This window comes from Pseudomonas sp. 29, assembly GCF_002754355.1.
Classification (GTDB): Bacteria; Pseudomonadota; Gammaproteobacteria; order Pseudomonadales; family Pseudomonadaceae; genus Aquipseudomonas; species Aquipseudomonas neuropathica.
Map to the genome: position 1 here is coordinate 1,354,018 of NZ_PEEY01000001.1, position 16,122 is coordinate 1,370,139.

The following is a 16,122-nucleotide window of genomic DNA, read 5'->3' on the forward strand; positions in this document are numbered from 1 at the left end:
TGCAATGGAGTCATGCAAATGTCTGAAGCTCCCGGAAAACTACGACTAGGTGCACTGGTTGCATTGGTAGTCGGTTCAATGATCGGTGGCGGGATATTCTCCTTGCCTCAAAACATGGCCGCCAGCGCCGATGTCGGTGCAGTACTGATCGGTTGGGCCATCACCGCTGTCGGCATGCTCACCCTCGCTTTTGTCTTTCAAACCCTCGCCAATCGCAAGCCTGACCTGGACGGCGGCGTCTACGCCTACGCCAAGGCCGGATTTGGCGATTACATGGGTTTCTCGTCCGCTTGGGGTTACTGGATCAGCGCCTGGCTGGGTAACGTCGGTTACTTCGTTCTGCTGTTCAGCACTCTCGGCTATTTCTTTCCGGTTTTCGGTGAGGGCAACACCGTTGCTGCGGTTATTGGCGCCTCGGTGCTGCTGTGGGCCGTGCACTTTCTGGTGCTGCGCGGGATCAAGGAAGCGGCGTTCATCAACCTGGTGACCACGGTCGCCAAGGTCGTACCGCTGCTGCTGTTCGTGTTGATCGCGGTGTTCGCCTTCAAACTGGACATCTTCACCGCCGACATCTGGGGCATCAAAAATCCGGATCTGGGCAGTGTGATGAACCAGGTGCGCAACATGATGCTGGTCACCGTGTGGGTGTTCATCGGCATCGAGGGCGCGAGCATCTTCTCCGCCCGCGCGGAAAAACGCTCGGACGTCGGTAAGGCCACCGTGATCGGCTTCATCACCGTGCTGCTGTTTCTGGTGCTGGTGAACGTGCTGTCGCTGGGCATCATGACCCAACCGGAACTGGCGAAACTGCAGAACCCGTCGATGGCCGCCGTGCTCGAGCATGTGGTCGGTCACTGGGGCGCGGTGCTGATCAGCGTCGGTCTGATCATCTCGCTGCTGGGGGCGCTGCTGTCGTGGGTGCTGCTGTGTGCGGAGATCATGTTCGCCGCTGCCAAAGACCACACCATGCCGGAGTTCCTGCGCAAGGAAAACGCCAACCACGTACCGGTCAACGCGCTGTGGCTGACCAACGCGATGGTGCAGATTTTCCTGATCATCACGCTGTTCTCGGCCAGTACTTACCTGTCGCTGATCTACCTCGCCACTTCGATGATTCTGGTGCCGTACCTGTGGTCGGCGGCCTATGCCCTGCTGCTGGCGGTGCGCGGCGAAAGCTACGAAGGCTTCGCGGCTGAGCGGCGCAAGGATCTGATTATCGGCGGCATCGCCCTGATCTATGCGGTGTGGCTGCTGTATGCCGGCGGGGTCAAGTATCTGCTGCTCTCAGCCCTGCTCTACGCACCTGGCGCGATCCTGTTCGCCAAAGCCAAGCTGGAACTCAAACAAGCGGTTTTCACTAACGTCGAGAAGCTGATTTTCGCCGCAGTGGTCGTGGGTGCCCTGGTGGCTGCCTACGGTCTCTACGACGGCTTCCTGACTCTGTAACCCCTGATTATTTTGTTATCTGGAGGATCTGAAATGACCACGGAAAAAGTTAAGTACGGCGTCCATTCCGAAGCCGGCAAACTGCGCAAAGTCATGGTGTGCTCCCCAGGTCTGGCCCATCAGCGGCTGACCCCGAACAACTGCGATGAACTGCTGTTCGACGACGTGCTCTGGGTGGCCCAGGCCAAGCGCGACCACTTCGACTTCGTCACCAAGATGCGCGAGCGCGGCATCGACGTGCTGGAAATGCACAACCTGCTGACCGACATCGTTGCCATCCCGGAGGCGCTGGACTGGATTCTCGAGCGCAAGGTCACTGCCGATTCGGTGGGCCTGGGCCTGATCAACGAAGTCAAATCCTGGCTGAAAAGCCTGGAGCCTCGGCACATCGCCGAATTCCTGATTGGCGGCGTCTCCGCAGATGATCTGCCGGACAGCTTCGGTGGCAAAACCATCCAGATGTTCCGCGACTTCCTCGGCCACTCTAGCTTCATTCTGCCGCCGCTGCCGAATACCCAGTTCACCCGCGACACCACCTGCTGGATCTACGGTGGCGTGACGCTGAACCCGATGTACTGGCCAGCGCGTCGTCAGGAAACCCTGCTGACCACCGCCATCTACAAATTCCATCCGCAGTTCACCAACGCGGATTTCGAGATCTGGTACGGCGACCCGGACAAGGATCACGGCAGCTCTACCCTTGAGGGCGGCGACGTGATGCCGATCGGTAACGGCGTGGTGTTGATCGGTATGGGCGAACGCTCATCCCGCCAGGCCATCGGCCAACTGGCGCTGAACCTGTTCAAGAACAAAGCCGTGGAAAAAGTCATCGTCGCCGGCCTGCCGAAGTCCCGCGCGGCGATGCACCTGGACACTGTGTTCAGCTTCTGCGACCGCGACCTGGTGACAATTTTCCCGGAAGTGGTGAACCAGATCGTCGCCTTCACCCTGCGCCCTGACGAAAGCAAACAGGGCGGCATCGACATCCGCCGCGAAGAAGGCACCTTCCTCGACACCGTGGCCAAAGCCCTCAACCTGCCGAAGCTGCGCGTGGTGGAAACCGGCGGCAACAGCTTCGCCGCCGAACGCGAGCAATGGGACGACGGCAACAACGTGGTGGCCGTGGAACCGGGCGTGGTCATCGGCTACGACCGCAACACCTACACCAACACCCTGCTGCGCAAGGCCGGCGTGGAAGTCATCACCATCAGCGCCGGTGAACTGGGCCGAGGCCGTGGCGGCGGCCACTGCATGACCTGCCCGATCATCCGCGACCCGATCGATTACTAAACGACCATCTCCCCGGCCGCACACACCCCGTAGCGGCCGGGCCGATTACCGAATCCAAGGAGAATCATCATGGCGTTCAACATCCATAACCGTAACCTGCTCAGCCTCGAACACCACACCCCACGTGAGCTGCGTTACCTGCTCGACCTGTCCCGCGACCTCAAACGCGCGAAATACACCGGCACCGAGCAACAACACCTGAAGGGCAACAACATCGCCCTGATCTTCGAAAAAACCTCGACCCGTACCCGTTGCGCCTTCGAAGTGGCGGCCTATGACCAAGGCGCCAACGTCACCTACATCGACCCGAACTCGTCGCAGATCGGCCACAAAGAAAGTATGAAAGACACCGCCCGTGTGCTGGGGCGCATGTACGACGCCATCGAATACCGTGGCTTCAAACAGGAAATCGTCGAAGAGCTGGCCAAGTTCGCCGGTGTGCCGGTGTTCAACGGTCTGACCGACGAATATCACCCGACGCAAATGATCGCCGACGTGCTGACCATGCGTGAACACGCCGACAAGCCGATCCATGAAATCAGCTACGCCTACCTCGGCGATGCGCGCAACAACATGGGCAACTCACTGCTGCTGGTCGGCGCCAAACTCGGCATGGACGTGCGCATCTGTGCACCGAAAGCCCTGTGGCCACTGGATGATCTGGTTGAGCGTTGCCACAAATATGCCGAAGAAAGTGGCGCACGTATCACCCTGACTGAAGACCCGAAAGCGGCGGTCAAAGGCGTCGACTTCATCCACACCGACGTCTGGGTATCGATGGGCGAGCCGGTGGAAGCCTGGGCCGAGCGTATCCAGCAACTGCTGCCGTATCAGGTCAACGCCGAACTGATGAAAGCCAGCGGCAACCCGCGCACCAAGTTCATGCACTGCCTGCCGGCGTTCCACAACAGTGATACCAAGGTCGGCAAACAGATTGCCGAGCAGTATCCGCATCTGAAAAACGGCATCGAAGTGACCGACGACGTGTTCGAGTCGCCAGCCTGCATCGCCTTCGAGCAAGCGGAAAACCGCATGCACACGATCAAGGCGATTCTGGTCTCGACCCTGGCTGATCTGTAACTGAAATAGCTCCCACTGAAGGAACCGGTACCAAAGGTGGGAGCTAGCCTGCTAGCGAAAGCGGTGGGTCATTCAACAGTGATGTCGACTGATCTGACGCCTTCGCGAGCAGGCTCGCTCCCACAGGGGATCCCGGTTCCGACAGGAAGATCGAGTTGTTTGCCTCTTCTCTGATTAAAAGGACATGCACCATGCGTATCGTCGTAGCGCTGGGCGGTAACGCCCTGCTCCGCCGTGGTGAACCGATGACCGCTGACAATCAGCGCGCCAACATCCGCATCGCCACCGAGCAAATCGCCAAGATCCATCCCGGCAACCAACTGGTCATCGCCCACGGCAATGGCCCGCAAGTCGGCCTGCTGTCGTTACAAGCGGCGGCCTACACCTCCGTCACCCCTTACCCGCTGGACGTGCTCGGTGCCGAAACCGAAGGCATGATCGGCTACATCATCGAACAGGAACTGGGCAACCTGCTCGACTTCGAAGTGCCGTTCGCCACCCTGCTCACTCAGGTTGAAGTCGACGCCAAGGATCCGGCCTTCCAGAACCCGACCAAACCCATCGGCCCGGTCTACGACAAGGCTGAAGCGGAAAAACTCGCCGCCGAAAAAGGCTGGGCGATTGCCCCGGACGGCGACAAATTCCGCCGCGTGGTCGCCAGTCCACGGCCAAAACGCATCTTCGAAATCCGCCCGATCAAGTGGTTGCTGGACAAGGGCAGCATCGTGATTTGCGCCGGTGGCGGCGGGATTCCGACCATGTACGACGAGAACCGTAACCTCAAGGGTATCGAGGCGGTGATCGACAAGGACCTGTGCTCGTCGCTGCTCGCCGAGCAACTGGAAGCCGACCTGCTGGTAATCGCCACGGACGTCAACGCGGCGTTCATCGATTACGGCAAACCAACGCAAAAAGCCATCGCCGAAGCGCACCCGGATGAACTCGAACGCCTCGGTTTCGCCGCGGGCTCCATGGGGCCGAAGGTGCAGGCAGCCTGCGAATTTGCGCGCCATACTGGCAAGGTTGCGGTGATCGGTTCGCTGGCGGACATCGAAGCGATTGTCCAGGGCACTGCCGGTACTCGCGTGACCACGGCGAAGCCGGGCATCACTTACCGATAATTAGAAACTCCGGGGGCAGACCGAGGGTCTGCCCTTCTCCCATGCCTTGAAAGGAGAAAACCATGGCCCAATTCGAACCCGGTCGCCTGCACATCGAGCGGCATGCGTTGACGCCGGATGACGTCAGTTACAACGTGCACCTCGACTATGAAGTGCTCAGCGATCCGAAAAAAGGCAAAGGGATACAGTTCACCCTGCATGGCAGCATGCAGGGCAAGGACATGAAGGAAACGTTTTTCCTGCCCAAGGAAGAGGCTTACAACTTCGCCCGTGACGTGACCCGGATCGCCGAGAAGTACGGGATTCCCAAGGCTCACAGCCAGATCGGTTCGGTGCACAAGCATTACGATCTGATGTTTGAAGACATTCGGCAGAAGTTGAATATGCAATCCGGGGATCCGGTCAATCTTGAGCATTTCGAGTAACCCGCAAAAGCCCCTCACCCTAACCCTCTCCCGGAGGGAGAGGGGACTGATTGGGGGATGCTCTAGAGTTACACCGACCTGACCTTGCTTTACCGAATCCATAATCGACTGGTTCTTTCAGGTCGATGTCAAACCTCAGACACCTCGGTCGGCTCCCTCTCCCTCCGGGAGAGGGCTGGGCGGGCGGCGTTTCCGATGAGGGTGCTTTTGCTTTCACCTCTCTCCAAGCCCAAGGCATACTTGCCACCCTCCGCTCTGCAGATCACTGAACCGCCCCATGCGTATCCACGTCAGCTTCATCGACCGCGTCGGCATCACCCAGGAAGTCCTGGCTATCCTCGGTGGGCGCAACCTCAATCTGGATGCGGTGGAAATGATTCCGCCGAACGTCTATATCGACGCGCCGACCCTGAGCCCGCAAGTGCTCGAAGAGCTGAAAGATGCGTTGTTTCGCGTGCTCGGCGTGGAAGCGGTGACCGTGGTCGACATCCTCCCCGGCCAGCGTCGACACCTGCAACTCGATGCCCTGCTCGCGGCGATGACCGATCCCGTTTTGGCGCTCGACAGTGCCGGCAAGGTGCTGCTGGCCAACCCGGCGTTGATCGCGTTGTACGGCCGCGAACCGGCGGGTGAAAGCGTCTCTGAACTGTTCAACGATCCCGGCCTGCTCGACACCTTGCTCGAACACGGCTTCCGTTTGCCACTGCGCGAAATCACCGTCAACGGCCAGACCTTGCTGCTCGACGCCACGCCGATCACTGACGCCGGCGCTCTGCTGACCTTGTATCAACCAAACCGCATCGGCGAACAACTCTCGGCGCTGCACCACGACCACGCCGAAGGTTTCGATGCGCTGCTCGGCGAATCCCCGGCAATCCGCACCCTCAAGGCCCGCGCGCAAAGAGTCGCAGCCCTCGACGCGCCGCTGCTGATTCAAGGCGAAACCGGCACCGGTAAAGAACTGGTCGCCCGCGCCTGCCACGCCATCAGCGCGCGACACAGTGCACCGTTCCTGGCCCTCAACTGCGCAGCCCTACCGGAGAACCTCGCCGAAAGCGAGCTGTTCGGCTACGCCCCCGGCGCCTTCACCGGCGCGGCGCGCGGCGGTAAACCCGGACTGATGGAACTGGCCAACCAAGGCACGGTATTCCTCGATGAGATCGGCGAGATGTCGCCGTACTTGCAGGCCAAGCTGCTGCGTTTCTTGAACGACGGCAGCTTCCGCCGCGTGGGCGGTGATCGCGAAGTGAAGGTCAACGTGCGCATCCTCAGCGCGACCCACCGCGATCTGGAAAAAATGGTCAGCGAAGGCTTGTTCCGCGAAGACCTGTTCTATCGTCTCAACGTGCTCAACGTTGAAGTGCCGCCGCTGCGCGAACGCGGGCAGGACATCCTGCTGCTGGCGCGGTATTTCATGCAGCAAGCCTGCGCGCAGATCCAGCGCCCGGTGTGCCGCCTCGCTCCGGGGACCTACCCGGCGCTGCTCGGCAATCGCTGGCCGGGCAATGTGCGGCAATTGCAGAACGTGATCTTCCGTGCGGCGGCGATTTGCGAGAGTAGCCTGGTGGATATTGGCGATCTCGATATTGCTGGCACCTCGGTGGCGCGTCAGGCTGACAGCGATGTCGACAGCCTCGAACAAGCGGTCGAAGCTTTTGAGCGATCGCTGCTGGAAAAACTCTACGTCAGCTACCCCTCGACCCGCCAACTGGCCAGCCGCCTGCAAACTTCGCACACCGCCATCGCCCATCGGTTGCGCAAGTACGGCATTCCCAACAAACCCTGAAAAACCACAAATCCCCTGTAGGAGTGAGCCTGCTCGCGATAGCGGTTTGACATTCAACATTTGCGACGTCTGACAGACCGCTATCGCGAGCAGGCTCACTCCTACATTTATTTGTGGCGCATTCGAAATCCGTTCAAAAACGACCTCCAGCTGTACTGAAAGCGCTACAGCGGAACGATATCGCTACACCCTCCTCCGATCACCGCTGTGCAAGGCTTTGATCCCGTTCAGCTTTTATCCTCGCCCCATGCTGTAGCGATTTCGCTACACACGTCAGTACGCGCCACATACAAAAACAACACAACGCATTGATTTATAACGATAAATCAACATTGGCCACATTCTTGCTAATCAACCCTTCATAAATAAGGGCCTTCACGCCCGACTATTCCACCGCGTCCACCAGACGAGTCTGGCCCCCTGAGGAGTTTCCATGAGCGAGTTGCGTTTTACTGAAGATCACGAATGGCTGCGCACCGAAGCTGACGGCAGCGTTACTGTCGGCATCACCGCTTTCGCGCAGAACGCCCTGGGCGACGTGGTGTTCGTGCAACTGCCTGAGCTGCAGGCTTACGAAAAAGGCGCTGAAGCCGCCACCGTGGAATCGGTGAAAGCCGCCAGCGGCGTGTACATGCCCCTCGACGGCGACGTACTGGAAGTCAACCCGGCGCTGGAAGACGCCCCGGAACTGGTCAACGAAGATCCGCTGGGCGAAGGCTGGTTCTTCCGCTTCCAGCCTGCCGACGCATCGGCCGTGGCCAAATTGCTCGATCAGGACGCTTACGACCGTCTGATCAAAGCCCAAGCCGAAGCCTGAGGAACACCGACATGACTCAAGTAAACCTTGGCACCGCCAACGAATTCATCGCCCGTCACATCGGCCCGCGCGCCGGTGACGAGCAAGCCATGCTCAACAGCCTCGGCTTCGATTCGCTCGAAGCCCTGAGCGCCAGCGTCATTCCGGAAAGCATCAAGGGCACCAGCGTGCTCGGCATGGACGACGGCCTCAGCGAAGCCGATGCCCTGGCGATGATCAAATCGATCGCCGGCAAGAATCAGTTGTTCAAGACCTACATCGGCCAGGGCTACTACAACTGCCACACGCCGTCGCCGATCCTGCGCAACCTCCTGGAAAACCCGGCCTGGTACACCGCGTACACGCCGTACCAGCCAGAAATTTCCCAGGGTCGTCTCGAAGCGCTGCTGAACTTTCAGACGATGATCAGCGACCTCACCGGTCTGCCGATTGCCAACGCCTCGCTGCTCGACGAAGCCACCGCCGCTGCCGAAGCCATGACCTTCTGCAAACGCCTGAGCAAGAACAAGGGCAGCCACCAATTCTTCGCCTCGATCCACAGCCACCCGCAGACCCTCGACGTGCTGCGCACTCGTGCCGAGCCGCTGGGCATCGACGTGATTGTTGGCGATGAGCGTGAACTGACTGACGTGACGCCGTTCTTCGGCGCGCTGCTGCAATACCCGGCAAGCAACGGTGATGTGTTCGACTATCGCGAACTGACCGAACGCTTCCACGCCGCCAACGCCTTGGTGGCCGTGGCCGCTGACCTACTGGCCCTGACTCTGCTGACCGCCCCGGGCGAGTTCGGCGCGGACGTCGCCATCGGTTCGGCACAACGCTTCGGCGTGCCTCTGGGCTTTGGTGGCCCGCACGCCGCGTACTTCTCCACCAAAGATGCGTTCAAGCGCGACATGCCGGGCCGTCTGGTCGGTGTCTCGGTTGACCGTTTCGGCAAGCCGGCGCTGCGCCTGGCGATGCAGACCCGCGAGCAACACATCCGCCGCGAGAAGGCCACGTCGAACATCTGCACCGCACAAGTGCTGCTGGCCAACATCGCCAGCATGTACGCCGTCTACCACGGCCCGAAAGGCCTGACGCAGATTGCCAATCGCGTGCATCACCTGACCGCGATTCTGGCCAAAGGCCTGACCGCGCTGGGCGCTAACGTCGAACAAGCGAGTTTCTTCGACACCCTGACCGTCGCCACCGGCGCAAACACCGCCGCGCTGCACGACAAGGCCCACGCTGCGCAGATCAACCTGCGCGTGATCGACGCTCAGCGTCTTGGCCTGTCGGTCGACGAAACCACCACCCAAGCTGACATCGAAACCCTGTGGGGCCTGTTCGCCGACGGCAAAACCCTGCCGGACTTCGCTGCGCTGGCCGCTGCGGTGCAAAGCACCATCCCAGCATCGCTGGTACGTCAGTCGCCGATCCTCAGCCACCCGGTGTTCAACCGTTATCACTCGGAAACCGAGCTGATGCGCTACCTGCGCAAACTGGCGGACAAGGATCTGGCCCTGGATCGCACCATGATCCCGCTGGGTTCGTGCACCATGAAACTCAACGCTGCCAGCGAAATGATCCCGGTGACCTGGGCTGAGTTCGGCGCGCTGCACCCGTTCGCTCCAGCCGCGCAAAGCGCCGGTTACCAGCAACTGACCTTTGAGCTGGAAGCGATGCTCTGTGCCGCGACCGGTTACGACGCGATCTCGCTGCAACCAAACGCCGGTTCGCAAGGTGAATACGCTGGCCTGCTGGCGATTCGTGCATATCACCAGAGCCGTGGCGATGAGCGCCGCGACATCTGCCTGATTCCGTCGTCCGCCCACGGCACCAACCCGGCCACCGCCAACATGGCTGGCATGCGCGTCGTCGTGACTGCCTGCGATGCCCGTGGCAACGTCGACATCGAAGACCTCCGCGCCAAAGCCATCGAGCACCGCGACCACCTCGCCGCGCTGATGATCACTTACCCGTCGACCCACGGCGTGTTCGAAGAAGGCATCCGCGAAATCTGCGGGATCATTCATGACAACGGCGGCCAGGTGTACATCGACGGCGCCAACATGAACGCGATGGTTGGCCTCTGTGCTCCGGGCAAGTTCGGCGGCGACGTCTCGCACCTGAACCTGCACAAAACCTTCTGCATTCCGCACGGCGGTGGCGGCCCGGGCGTTGGCCCGATTGGCGTGAAATCGCACCTGACCCCGTTCCTGCCGGGCCACGGCCAGATGGAACGCAAGGAAGGCGCGGTCTGTGCAGCACCGTTCGGCAGCGCGAGCATTCTGCCGATCACCTGGATGTACATTCGCATGATGGGCGGCGCCGGGCTGAAGCGCGCTTCGCAGTTGGCGATCCTCAATGCCAACTACATTTCCCGTCGCCTCGAAGAGCACTACCCAGTGCTGTACACCGGCAGCAACGGTCTGGTGGCGCACGAATGCATTCTGGATCTGCGTCCATTGAAAGACAGCAGCGGCATCAGCGTCGATGACGTCGCCAAGCGCCTGATCGACTTCGGCTTCCACGCGCCGACCATGTCGTTCCCGGTCGCGGGCACGCTGATGATCGAGCCGACCGAAAGCGAATCCAAAGAAGAACTGGATCGCTTCTGCGACGCCATGATCCGCATCCGCGAAGAAATCCGCGCGGTGGAAAACGGCACGCTGGACAAGGACGACAACCCGCTGAAAAACGCTCCGCACACAGCGGCAGAGCTGGTTGGCGAGTGGACTCACCCGTACAGCCGCGAGCAAGCCGTGTACCCGGTCGCGTCGCTGATCGAAGGCAAATACTGGCCACCGGTCGGTCGTGTCGACAACGTTTTCGGCGATCGCAACCTGGTCTGCGCCTGCCCGTCGATCGAAAGCTACGCTTAATGGAATGAGGGGCAGGAATACCTGCCTCTTTTTCCAGAACACCACAAATCCCTGTGGGAGCGAGCTTGCTCGCGAATGCGGTAGGTCAGCCAACATTGGTGGTGACTGACACTCCGTCTTCGCGAGCAAGCTCGCTCCCACAAGGGAATGCTACAAGCCTGATGTTTCGCCAATTCCTATAACAAGAAACCGGAGAACCCCTCATGTCGTTAAGCGTGTTCGACCTGTTCAAGATTGGCATCGGCCCCTCCAGTTCCCACACCGTCGGCCCGATGCGCGCAGCCGCGCGTTTCGTCGAAGGTTTGCGCCGTGAAAACCTGCTGACCACCACCGCCAGCGTTCGCGTTGAGCTGTACGGTTCCCTCGGCGCCACCGGTAAAGGTCACGGCAGCGACAAAGCCGTGCTGCTCGGCCTCGAAGGCGAACACCCGGACACCGTTGATACCGAAACCGTCGCCGCACGCCTGCAAGAAATTCGCGGCAACGGACGACTGAACCTGCTCGGCGAACACAGCATTGCGTTCAACGAGAAAGAACACTTGGCGATGATCCGCAAGCCGTTGGCCTATCACCCCAACGGCATGATCTTCCGCGCCTTCGATGCGGCGGGGATTCAGATCCGCAGCCGCGAGTACTACTCGGTTGGCGGTGGTTTCGTGGTCGACGAGGACGCGGCCGGTGCCGACCGCATCGTCGAAGACGCCACGCCGCTGACCTTCCCGTTCAAAAGCGCCAAGGACCTGCTCGGTCATTGCGCCACCTACGGTCTGTCGATCAGTCAGGTGATGCTGACCAACGAAAGCGCCTGGCGCCCGGAGGCGGAAACCCGCGCCGGCCTGTTGAAAATCTGGCAGGTGATGCAGGACTGCGTCGCTGCGGGCTGCCGTAACGAAGGTATTTTGCCCGGCGGCTTGAAGGTCAAACGCCGTGCGGCAGCGTTGCATCGGCAACTGTGCAAGAACCCGGAATCGGCGTTGCGCGATCCGTTGTCGGTGCTCGACTGGGTCAACCTCTACGCTTTGGCGGTCAACGAAGAAAACGCCAACGGTGGCCGCGTAGTCACCGCCCCCACCAACGGCGCGGCGGGGATTATTCCGGCGGTGCTGCATTACTACATGCGTTTTATCCCCGGCGCGAATGACGACGGCGTCGTACGGTTTCTTCTGACCGCTGCGGCCATCGGCATTCTCTACAAGGAAAATGCCTCGATCTCGGGCGCCGAAGTCGGTTGTCAGGGTGAAGTCGGCGTCGCCTGTTCGATGGCGGCCGGTGCGTTGTGCGAAGTGCTTGGCGGCAGCGTGCAGCAAGTCGAGAACGCTGCGGAAATCGGCATGGAGCACAACCTCGGCCTGACCTGCGACCCGATTGGCGGACTGGTGCAAGTGCCGTGCATCGAGCGCAATGCCATGGGTTCGGTGAAAGCCATCAACGCAGTGCGCATGGCCATGCGAGGCGACGGCCAGCATTTCGTCTCCCTCGACAAAGTCATCCGCACCATGCGCCAGACCGGTGCCGACATGAAAAGCAAATACAAAGAGACCGCCCGCGGCGGTCTGGCGGTCAACATTATCGAATGCTGACCATGAAACCAGCCAAACGAAATTGACCACCTCTCCCCCAGGGAGAGAAACGTAATTAGCCCCCTCTCCCCTCCGGGAGATAAACGTACCTAACTCCCTCTCCCTCTGGGAGAGGGCTGGGGTGAGGGGCTTTTGATCTTGATCTTGCCTCTTACCGCCAAACTCTAATTTTCAAGGAGCCACGCATGTCCACCGAACAACTGTCGAAAACCCCGCTGCACGCTCTGCACATCGAACTCGGCGCTCGCATGGTGCCGTTCGCCGGCTACGACATGCCGGTGCAATACCCACTCGGTGTGATGAAAGAACACCAGCACACCCGTGAGCAGGCCGGACTGTTCGATGTCTCGCACATGGGCCAGATCCGCCTGACTGGTGCCAACGCCGCCAAAGCCCTGGAAAGCCTGGTGCCGGTAGACATCATCGACCTGCCGGTGGGCATGCAGCGTTACGCGATGTTCACCAACGACAACGGCGGCATTCTCGACGACCTGATGGTGGCCAACCTCGGTAATGACGAATTGTTCCTGGTGGTCAACGCCGCGTGCAAGGATCAGGACCTGGCCCACCTGCAAAAACACATCGGCGATCAGTGCACCATTACGGCGCTGTTCGAAGAACGCGCTCTGCTGGCATTGCAAGGTCCGGCGGCGGTGACCGTGCTGGCGCGGCTGGCACCACCCGTTGAAAAAATGACTTTTATGCAGTTCGCCCGTGTCAATCTGCTCGGCGTCGACTGCTTTGTCAGCCGTTCGGGTTACACCGGTGAAGACGGTTTCGAAATCTCCGTACCAGCTGCAGATGCGGAAAAACTTGCCCGCGCCCTGCTCGCCGAACCGGAAGTCCAGGCCATTGGCCTCGGCGCTCGCGACTCGCTGCGTCTGGAAGCCGGTCTGTGCCTCTACGGCCACGACATGAACACCGAGACCACGCCGATCGAAGCCAGCCTGTTATGGGCGATCTCCAAGCCACGTCGCGCTGATGGCGCGCGGGCCGGCGGTTTCCCGGGCGCGGAGAATGTTTTCGCTCAACAACAGAATGGCGTGGCACGCAAACGCGTCGGCCTGCTACCGCAGGAGCGCACCCCCGTGCGTGAAGGCGCAGAAATCGTCAACGAAGCCGGCGAAATCATCGGCAGCGTGTGCAGCGGTGGTTTCGGTCCGACCTTGGGCGGGCCGTTGGCGATGGGTTACCTCGACAGCGCATATGTCACCCTCGACACACCGGTTTGGGCCATTGTTCGTGGGAAAAAGGTGCAAATGCTTGTAAGCAAAATGCCATTTGTTCCACAACGCTACTATCGCGGTTGATTGACTGTTTCTATAAGTAACGCGATTGCGTTATGCGTGCACTAATGTGTAACGCAATCGCCACAAAAAAGTGCATTTTCTATCAACTGATTCGAATATGAACTTTGCTTATAACGATCGAAAACAATTGAACAGGCTAATCGTCTAAGCCCGCACTAGCGAGAGGATTAACTTGCTCAAGCTCAGTAAAACCGGGGGCTTCGCAGGGCTTGTTTTTTCTCCCGTAGTTGGCGTAGAGTTTCTCCACTGTGTTTGCATGGGTCAGCTTGGAATCGTGACCTGGGCAGTAGCCTACAAGTTAGCTACATCCCGTTCGACGTCTTCTTACTCTCCTGCAACCAGCCCCAGTACTCTTTCATGAGAAAGAGACTGTCATTAATTTTTGCGTCAAAGGAAATAAGAAATGTCCACACGTCAGAGCGGTACCGTCAAGTGGTTTAACGACGAGAAAGGTTTTGGTTTTATCACTCCAGAAAGCGGTCCGGATCTGTTCGTGCATTTCCGCGCCATTCAGGGCAACGGCTTCAAAAGCCTGAAAGAAGGCCAGAAAGTGACCTTCGTTGCTGTGCAGGGCCAGAAAGGCATGCAGGCTGACGAAGTACAAGCAGAAGCCTGATTTTCTGTTACGAAAAAGCCCCTGATGTTGATATCAGGGGCTTTTTTGTGTGCGCGAATCCGTAAAATGGCGCTTCATTTTGCGTCCAGAGGCTGCCATGTCGAAAAACCTGCTCACCCCACAGGGCGATTTTCCCGCCGTTGGTCTAGGCCGGCGTCTGGCGGCGATGTTCTATGACTTTCTGCTATGCACCGCCCTGCTGATCGTAACGGGTGGCATCTACAAGATGATTCAGGCAGCGATCATTGGTGAAGAGCGCCTGCGAGTGATGACCGATGCCGGCAAGCTCGACGGTGATCCGCTCTACTCGACCGTGCTGGTGTTGGTGCTGTTCGCATTCTTTGCCAAGTTCTGGACCCACGGCGGGCAGACGCTGGGCATGCAGGTGTGGGGCATTCGCGTGCAGAACGCCAATGGCACGGCGATCAGCCTGTGGCAGGCGCTGTTGCGGTTTATGGTGTCGATTGCGTCGTGGCTGTGCGTGGGGTTGGGATTCCTCTGGTCGCTGTACGACAAGCAGAAGCGCACGTGGCATGACATCTATTCCGACACCCGCGTGGTGCGGATCCCGAAAAAGACCAAATAACTTCCAGACGCCAAAAACCACTGTGGGAGCGAGCTTGCTCGCGAAGGCGTCGTATCAGTCGATTCTATTGGTGACTGATACACCGCTTTCGCGAGCAAGCTCGCTCCCACAGGTTTTGTGTAATGCCTTTAGAGCTTAGGCGTTACCGGCCAGCTTCATCCGCGCCGCCTGAGTGAAATCGAGCATGCGCTTCAACGGCCGGATCGCCTGTGGAATCAACGCCGGATCAACAAAGATCTCGTTGGTCCCTTCCTTCAAGCTCTTGAGCGTGCGCTCAAGGGTGTTCATGGCCATCCACGGGCAATGTGCGCAACTGCGGCACGCCGCGCCGTTACCGGCGGTTGGCGCCTCGATGAAGACCTTGTCCGGACACAGCTGCTGCATCTTGTAGAAGATGCCACGGTCGGTCGCAACGATCAGGGTCTTGTTCGGCAGCGATTGCGCGGCAGCGATCAACTGGCTGGTGGAACCCACCGCGTCCGCCAGCTCGATCACCGACGTGGGCGACTCCGGGTGCACCAGAATCGCAGCGTCCGGGTACAACGCTTTCATGTCTTCAAGCTGCTTGGACTTGAACTCTTCGTGAACGATGCAGGCACCGTCCCACAGCAGCATGTCCGCGCCGGTCTTGCGCTGGATGTAAGTGCCCAGATGCTTGTCCGGCCCCCAGATGATGGTCTCGCCGTTGTCCATCAGGCTTTCGACGATCTCCAGTGCGCAACTCGAAGTCACCACCCAGTCAGCCCGGGCTTTGACCGCCGCAGAGGTATTGGCATAGACCACCACCGTGCGCTCCGGGTGCTGATCGCAGAACGCCGAGAACTCGTCGACCGGGCAACCCAGGTCCAGCGAGCAGGTCGCTTCCAGGGTCGGCATCAGCACGCGTTTTTCCGGGTTGAGAATCTTCGCGGTCTCGCCCATGAACTTCACGCCGGCGACCACCACGGTTTTGGCCGGGTGAGCATTGCCGAAGCGAGCCATTTCCAGGGAATCGGAGACGCAACCGCCGGTTTCTTCAGCCAAGGCCTGAATTACCGGATCGCAATAAAAGTGGGCCACCAGCACCGCGTCCTGAGCCTTGAGCTCGGCGGCAATGGCGGAACGGTAATAAGCCTCTTCCTCAGCGGTCAGCGGTTTGGGCTGTTTGGCATCGAGGTGGGCTTGAACCAGAAGGCGTTCGGAAATCTGCGTCATGTTCGCA

Annotated in this window: 13 protein-coding genes; 12 read left to right on the forward strand and 1 reads right to left on the reverse strand. The window is 59.8% G+C overall.

Translation table 11 applies throughout. The annotated features are described in order from the left end of the window. The first annotated feature begins 18 nt into the window (after nt 1-18). The 12 genes from arcD to CLU80_RS06400 all read left to right on the forward strand — a co-directional run bounded on the left by arcD (nt 19) and on the right by CLU80_RS06400 (nt 14,921). Entirely contained in the window at nt 19-1,446 is a 1,428-nt protein-coding gene (gene arcD, locus CLU80_RS06345) for an arginine-ornithine antiporter (protein ID WP_099757002.1), read from the forward strand. Nucleotides 1,447-1,479: 33 nt separating this feature from the next. Further along, on the forward strand, nt 1,480-2,736 hold the full coding sequence (arcA, locus tag CLU80_RS06350) for an arginine deiminase (protein WP_095048203.1): 1,257 nt from the start codon (nt 1,480-1,482) through the stop codon (nt 2,734-2,736). 69 nt (nt 2,737-2,805) lie between these two features. Next, complete coding sequence (locus CLU80_RS06355; RefSeq protein WP_008086805.1) at nt 2,806-3,816, forward strand: ornithine carbamoyltransferase; 1,011 nt, start codon at nt 2,806-2,808, stop codon at nt 3,814-3,816. A gap of 191 nt (nt 3,817-4,007) precedes the next feature. Next, nucleotides 4,008-4,937, forward strand: coding sequence for a carbamate kinase (arcC, locus tag CLU80_RS06360; protein ID WP_034153407.1), 930 nt, complete (start codon nt 4,008-4,010; stop codon nt 4,935-4,937). A gap of 62 nt (nt 4,938-4,999) precedes the next feature. Then, a complete protein-coding gene (locus CLU80_RS06365; protein WP_099757003.1) occupies nt 5,000-5,362 on the forward strand; it encodes a DUF5064 family protein in 363 nt (120 codons plus the stop codon). Between the two features lie 277 nt (nt 5,363-5,639). Continuing rightward, nucleotides 5,640-7,148, forward strand: coding sequence for a transcriptional regulator GcsR (gene gcsR / locus CLU80_RS06370; RefSeq protein ID WP_099757004.1), 1,509 nt, complete (start codon nt 5,640-5,642; stop codon nt 7,146-7,148). Nucleotides 7,149-7,581: 433 nt separating this feature from the next. Next, complete coding sequence (gene gcvH, locus CLU80_RS06375) at nt 7,582-7,965, forward strand: glycine cleavage system protein GcvH (protein WP_099757005.1); 384 nt, start codon at nt 7,582-7,584, stop codon at nt 7,963-7,965. A gap of 11 nt (nt 7,966-7,976) precedes the next feature. After that, the gene (gene gcvP / locus CLU80_RS06380; RefSeq protein ID WP_099757006.1) at nt 7,977-10,829 is read left to right on the forward strand and encodes an aminomethyl-transferring glycine dehydrogenase; all 2,853 of its coding nucleotides are present in this window, start codon (nt 7,977-7,979) and stop codon (nt 10,827-10,829) included. 203 nt (nt 10,830-11,032) lie between these two features. Continuing rightward, on the forward strand, nt 11,033-12,409 hold the full coding sequence (locus CLU80_RS06385) for an L-serine ammonia-lyase (protein ID WP_093430482.1): 1,377 nt from the start codon (nt 11,033-11,035) through the stop codon (nt 12,407-12,409). Nucleotides 12,410-12,594: 185 nt separating this feature from the next. Then, on the forward strand, nt 12,595-13,719 hold the full coding sequence (gcvT, locus tag CLU80_RS06390) for a glycine cleavage system aminomethyltransferase GcvT (protein WP_099757007.1): 1,125 nt from the start codon (nt 12,595-12,597) through the stop codon (nt 13,717-13,719). 403 nt (nt 13,720-14,122) lie between these two features. Next, the gene (locus tag CLU80_RS06395) at nt 14,123-14,335 is read left to right on the forward strand and encodes a cold-shock protein (RefSeq protein ID WP_003227496.1); all 213 of its coding nucleotides are present in this window, start codon (nt 14,123-14,125) and stop codon (nt 14,333-14,335) included. A gap of 97 nt (nt 14,336-14,432) precedes the next feature. Continuing rightward, nucleotides 14,433-14,921, forward strand: coding sequence for an RDD family protein (locus CLU80_RS06400; protein WP_093430484.1), 489 nt, complete (start codon nt 14,433-14,435; stop codon nt 14,919-14,921). Between the two features lie 135 nt (nt 14,922-15,056). Here CLU80_RS06400 and nadA read toward each other — a convergent pair whose 3' ends face one another. Next, nucleotides 15,057-16,115 (reverse strand): quinolinate synthase NadA, encoded by a 1,059-nt coding sequence (gene nadA, locus CLU80_RS06410; RefSeq protein ID WP_016773509.1) that lies wholly within the window; start codon nt 16,113-16,115, stop codon nt 15,057-15,059. Nucleotides 16,116-16,122: the final 7 nt, after the last annotated feature.

What these genes read in the sequence shown, in the direction of transcription:
- gcvT (WP_099757007.1), top strand. Translation starts at nt 12,595, where the DNA reads ATGTCCACCGAACAACTGTCGAAAACCCCGCTGCACGCTCTGCACATC.
- CLU80_RS06385 (WP_093430482.1), top strand. Translation starts at nt 11,033, where the DNA reads ATGTCGTTAAGCGTGTTCGACCTGTTCAAGATTGGCATCGGCCCCTCC.
- gcvH (WP_099757005.1), top strand. Translation starts at nt 7,582, where the DNA reads ATGAGCGAGTTGCGTTTTACTGAAGATCACGAATGGCTGCGCACCGAA.
- CLU80_RS06400 (WP_093430484.1), top strand. Translation starts at nt 14,433, where the DNA reads ATGTCGAAAAACCTGCTCACCCCACAGGGCGATTTTCCCGCCGTTGGT.
- arcA (WP_095048203.1), top strand. Translation starts at nt 1,480, where the DNA reads ATGACCACGGAAAAAGTTAAGTACGGCGTCCATTCCGAAGCCGGCAAA.
- nadA (WP_016773509.1), bottom strand. Translation starts at nt 16,115, where the DNA reads ATGACGCAGATTTCCGAACGCCTTCTGGTTCAAGCCCACCTCGATGCC.
- CLU80_RS06365 (WP_099757003.1), top strand. Translation starts at nt 5,000, where the DNA reads ATGGCCCAATTCGAACCCGGTCGCCTGCACATCGAGCGGCATGCGTTG.
- arcD (WP_099757002.1), top strand. Translation starts at nt 19, where the DNA reads ATGTCTGAAGCTCCCGGAAAACTACGACTAGGTGCACTGGTTGCATTG.
- gcvP (WP_099757006.1), top strand. Translation starts at nt 7,977, where the DNA reads ATGACTCAAGTAAACCTTGGCACCGCCAACGAATTCATCGCCCGTCAC.
- CLU80_RS06395 (WP_003227496.1), top strand. Translation starts at nt 14,123, where the DNA reads ATGTCCACACGTCAGAGCGGTACCGTCAAGTGGTTTAACGACGAGAAA.
- gcsR (WP_099757004.1), top strand. Translation starts at nt 5,640, where the DNA reads ATGCGTATCCACGTCAGCTTCATCGACCGCGTCGGCATCACCCAGGAA.
- CLU80_RS06355 (WP_008086805.1), top strand. Translation starts at nt 2,806, where the DNA reads ATGGCGTTCAACATCCATAACCGTAACCTGCTCAGCCTCGAACACCAC.
- arcC (WP_034153407.1), top strand. Translation starts at nt 4,008, where the DNA reads ATGCGTATCGTCGTAGCGCTGGGCGGTAACGCCCTGCTCCGCCGTGGT.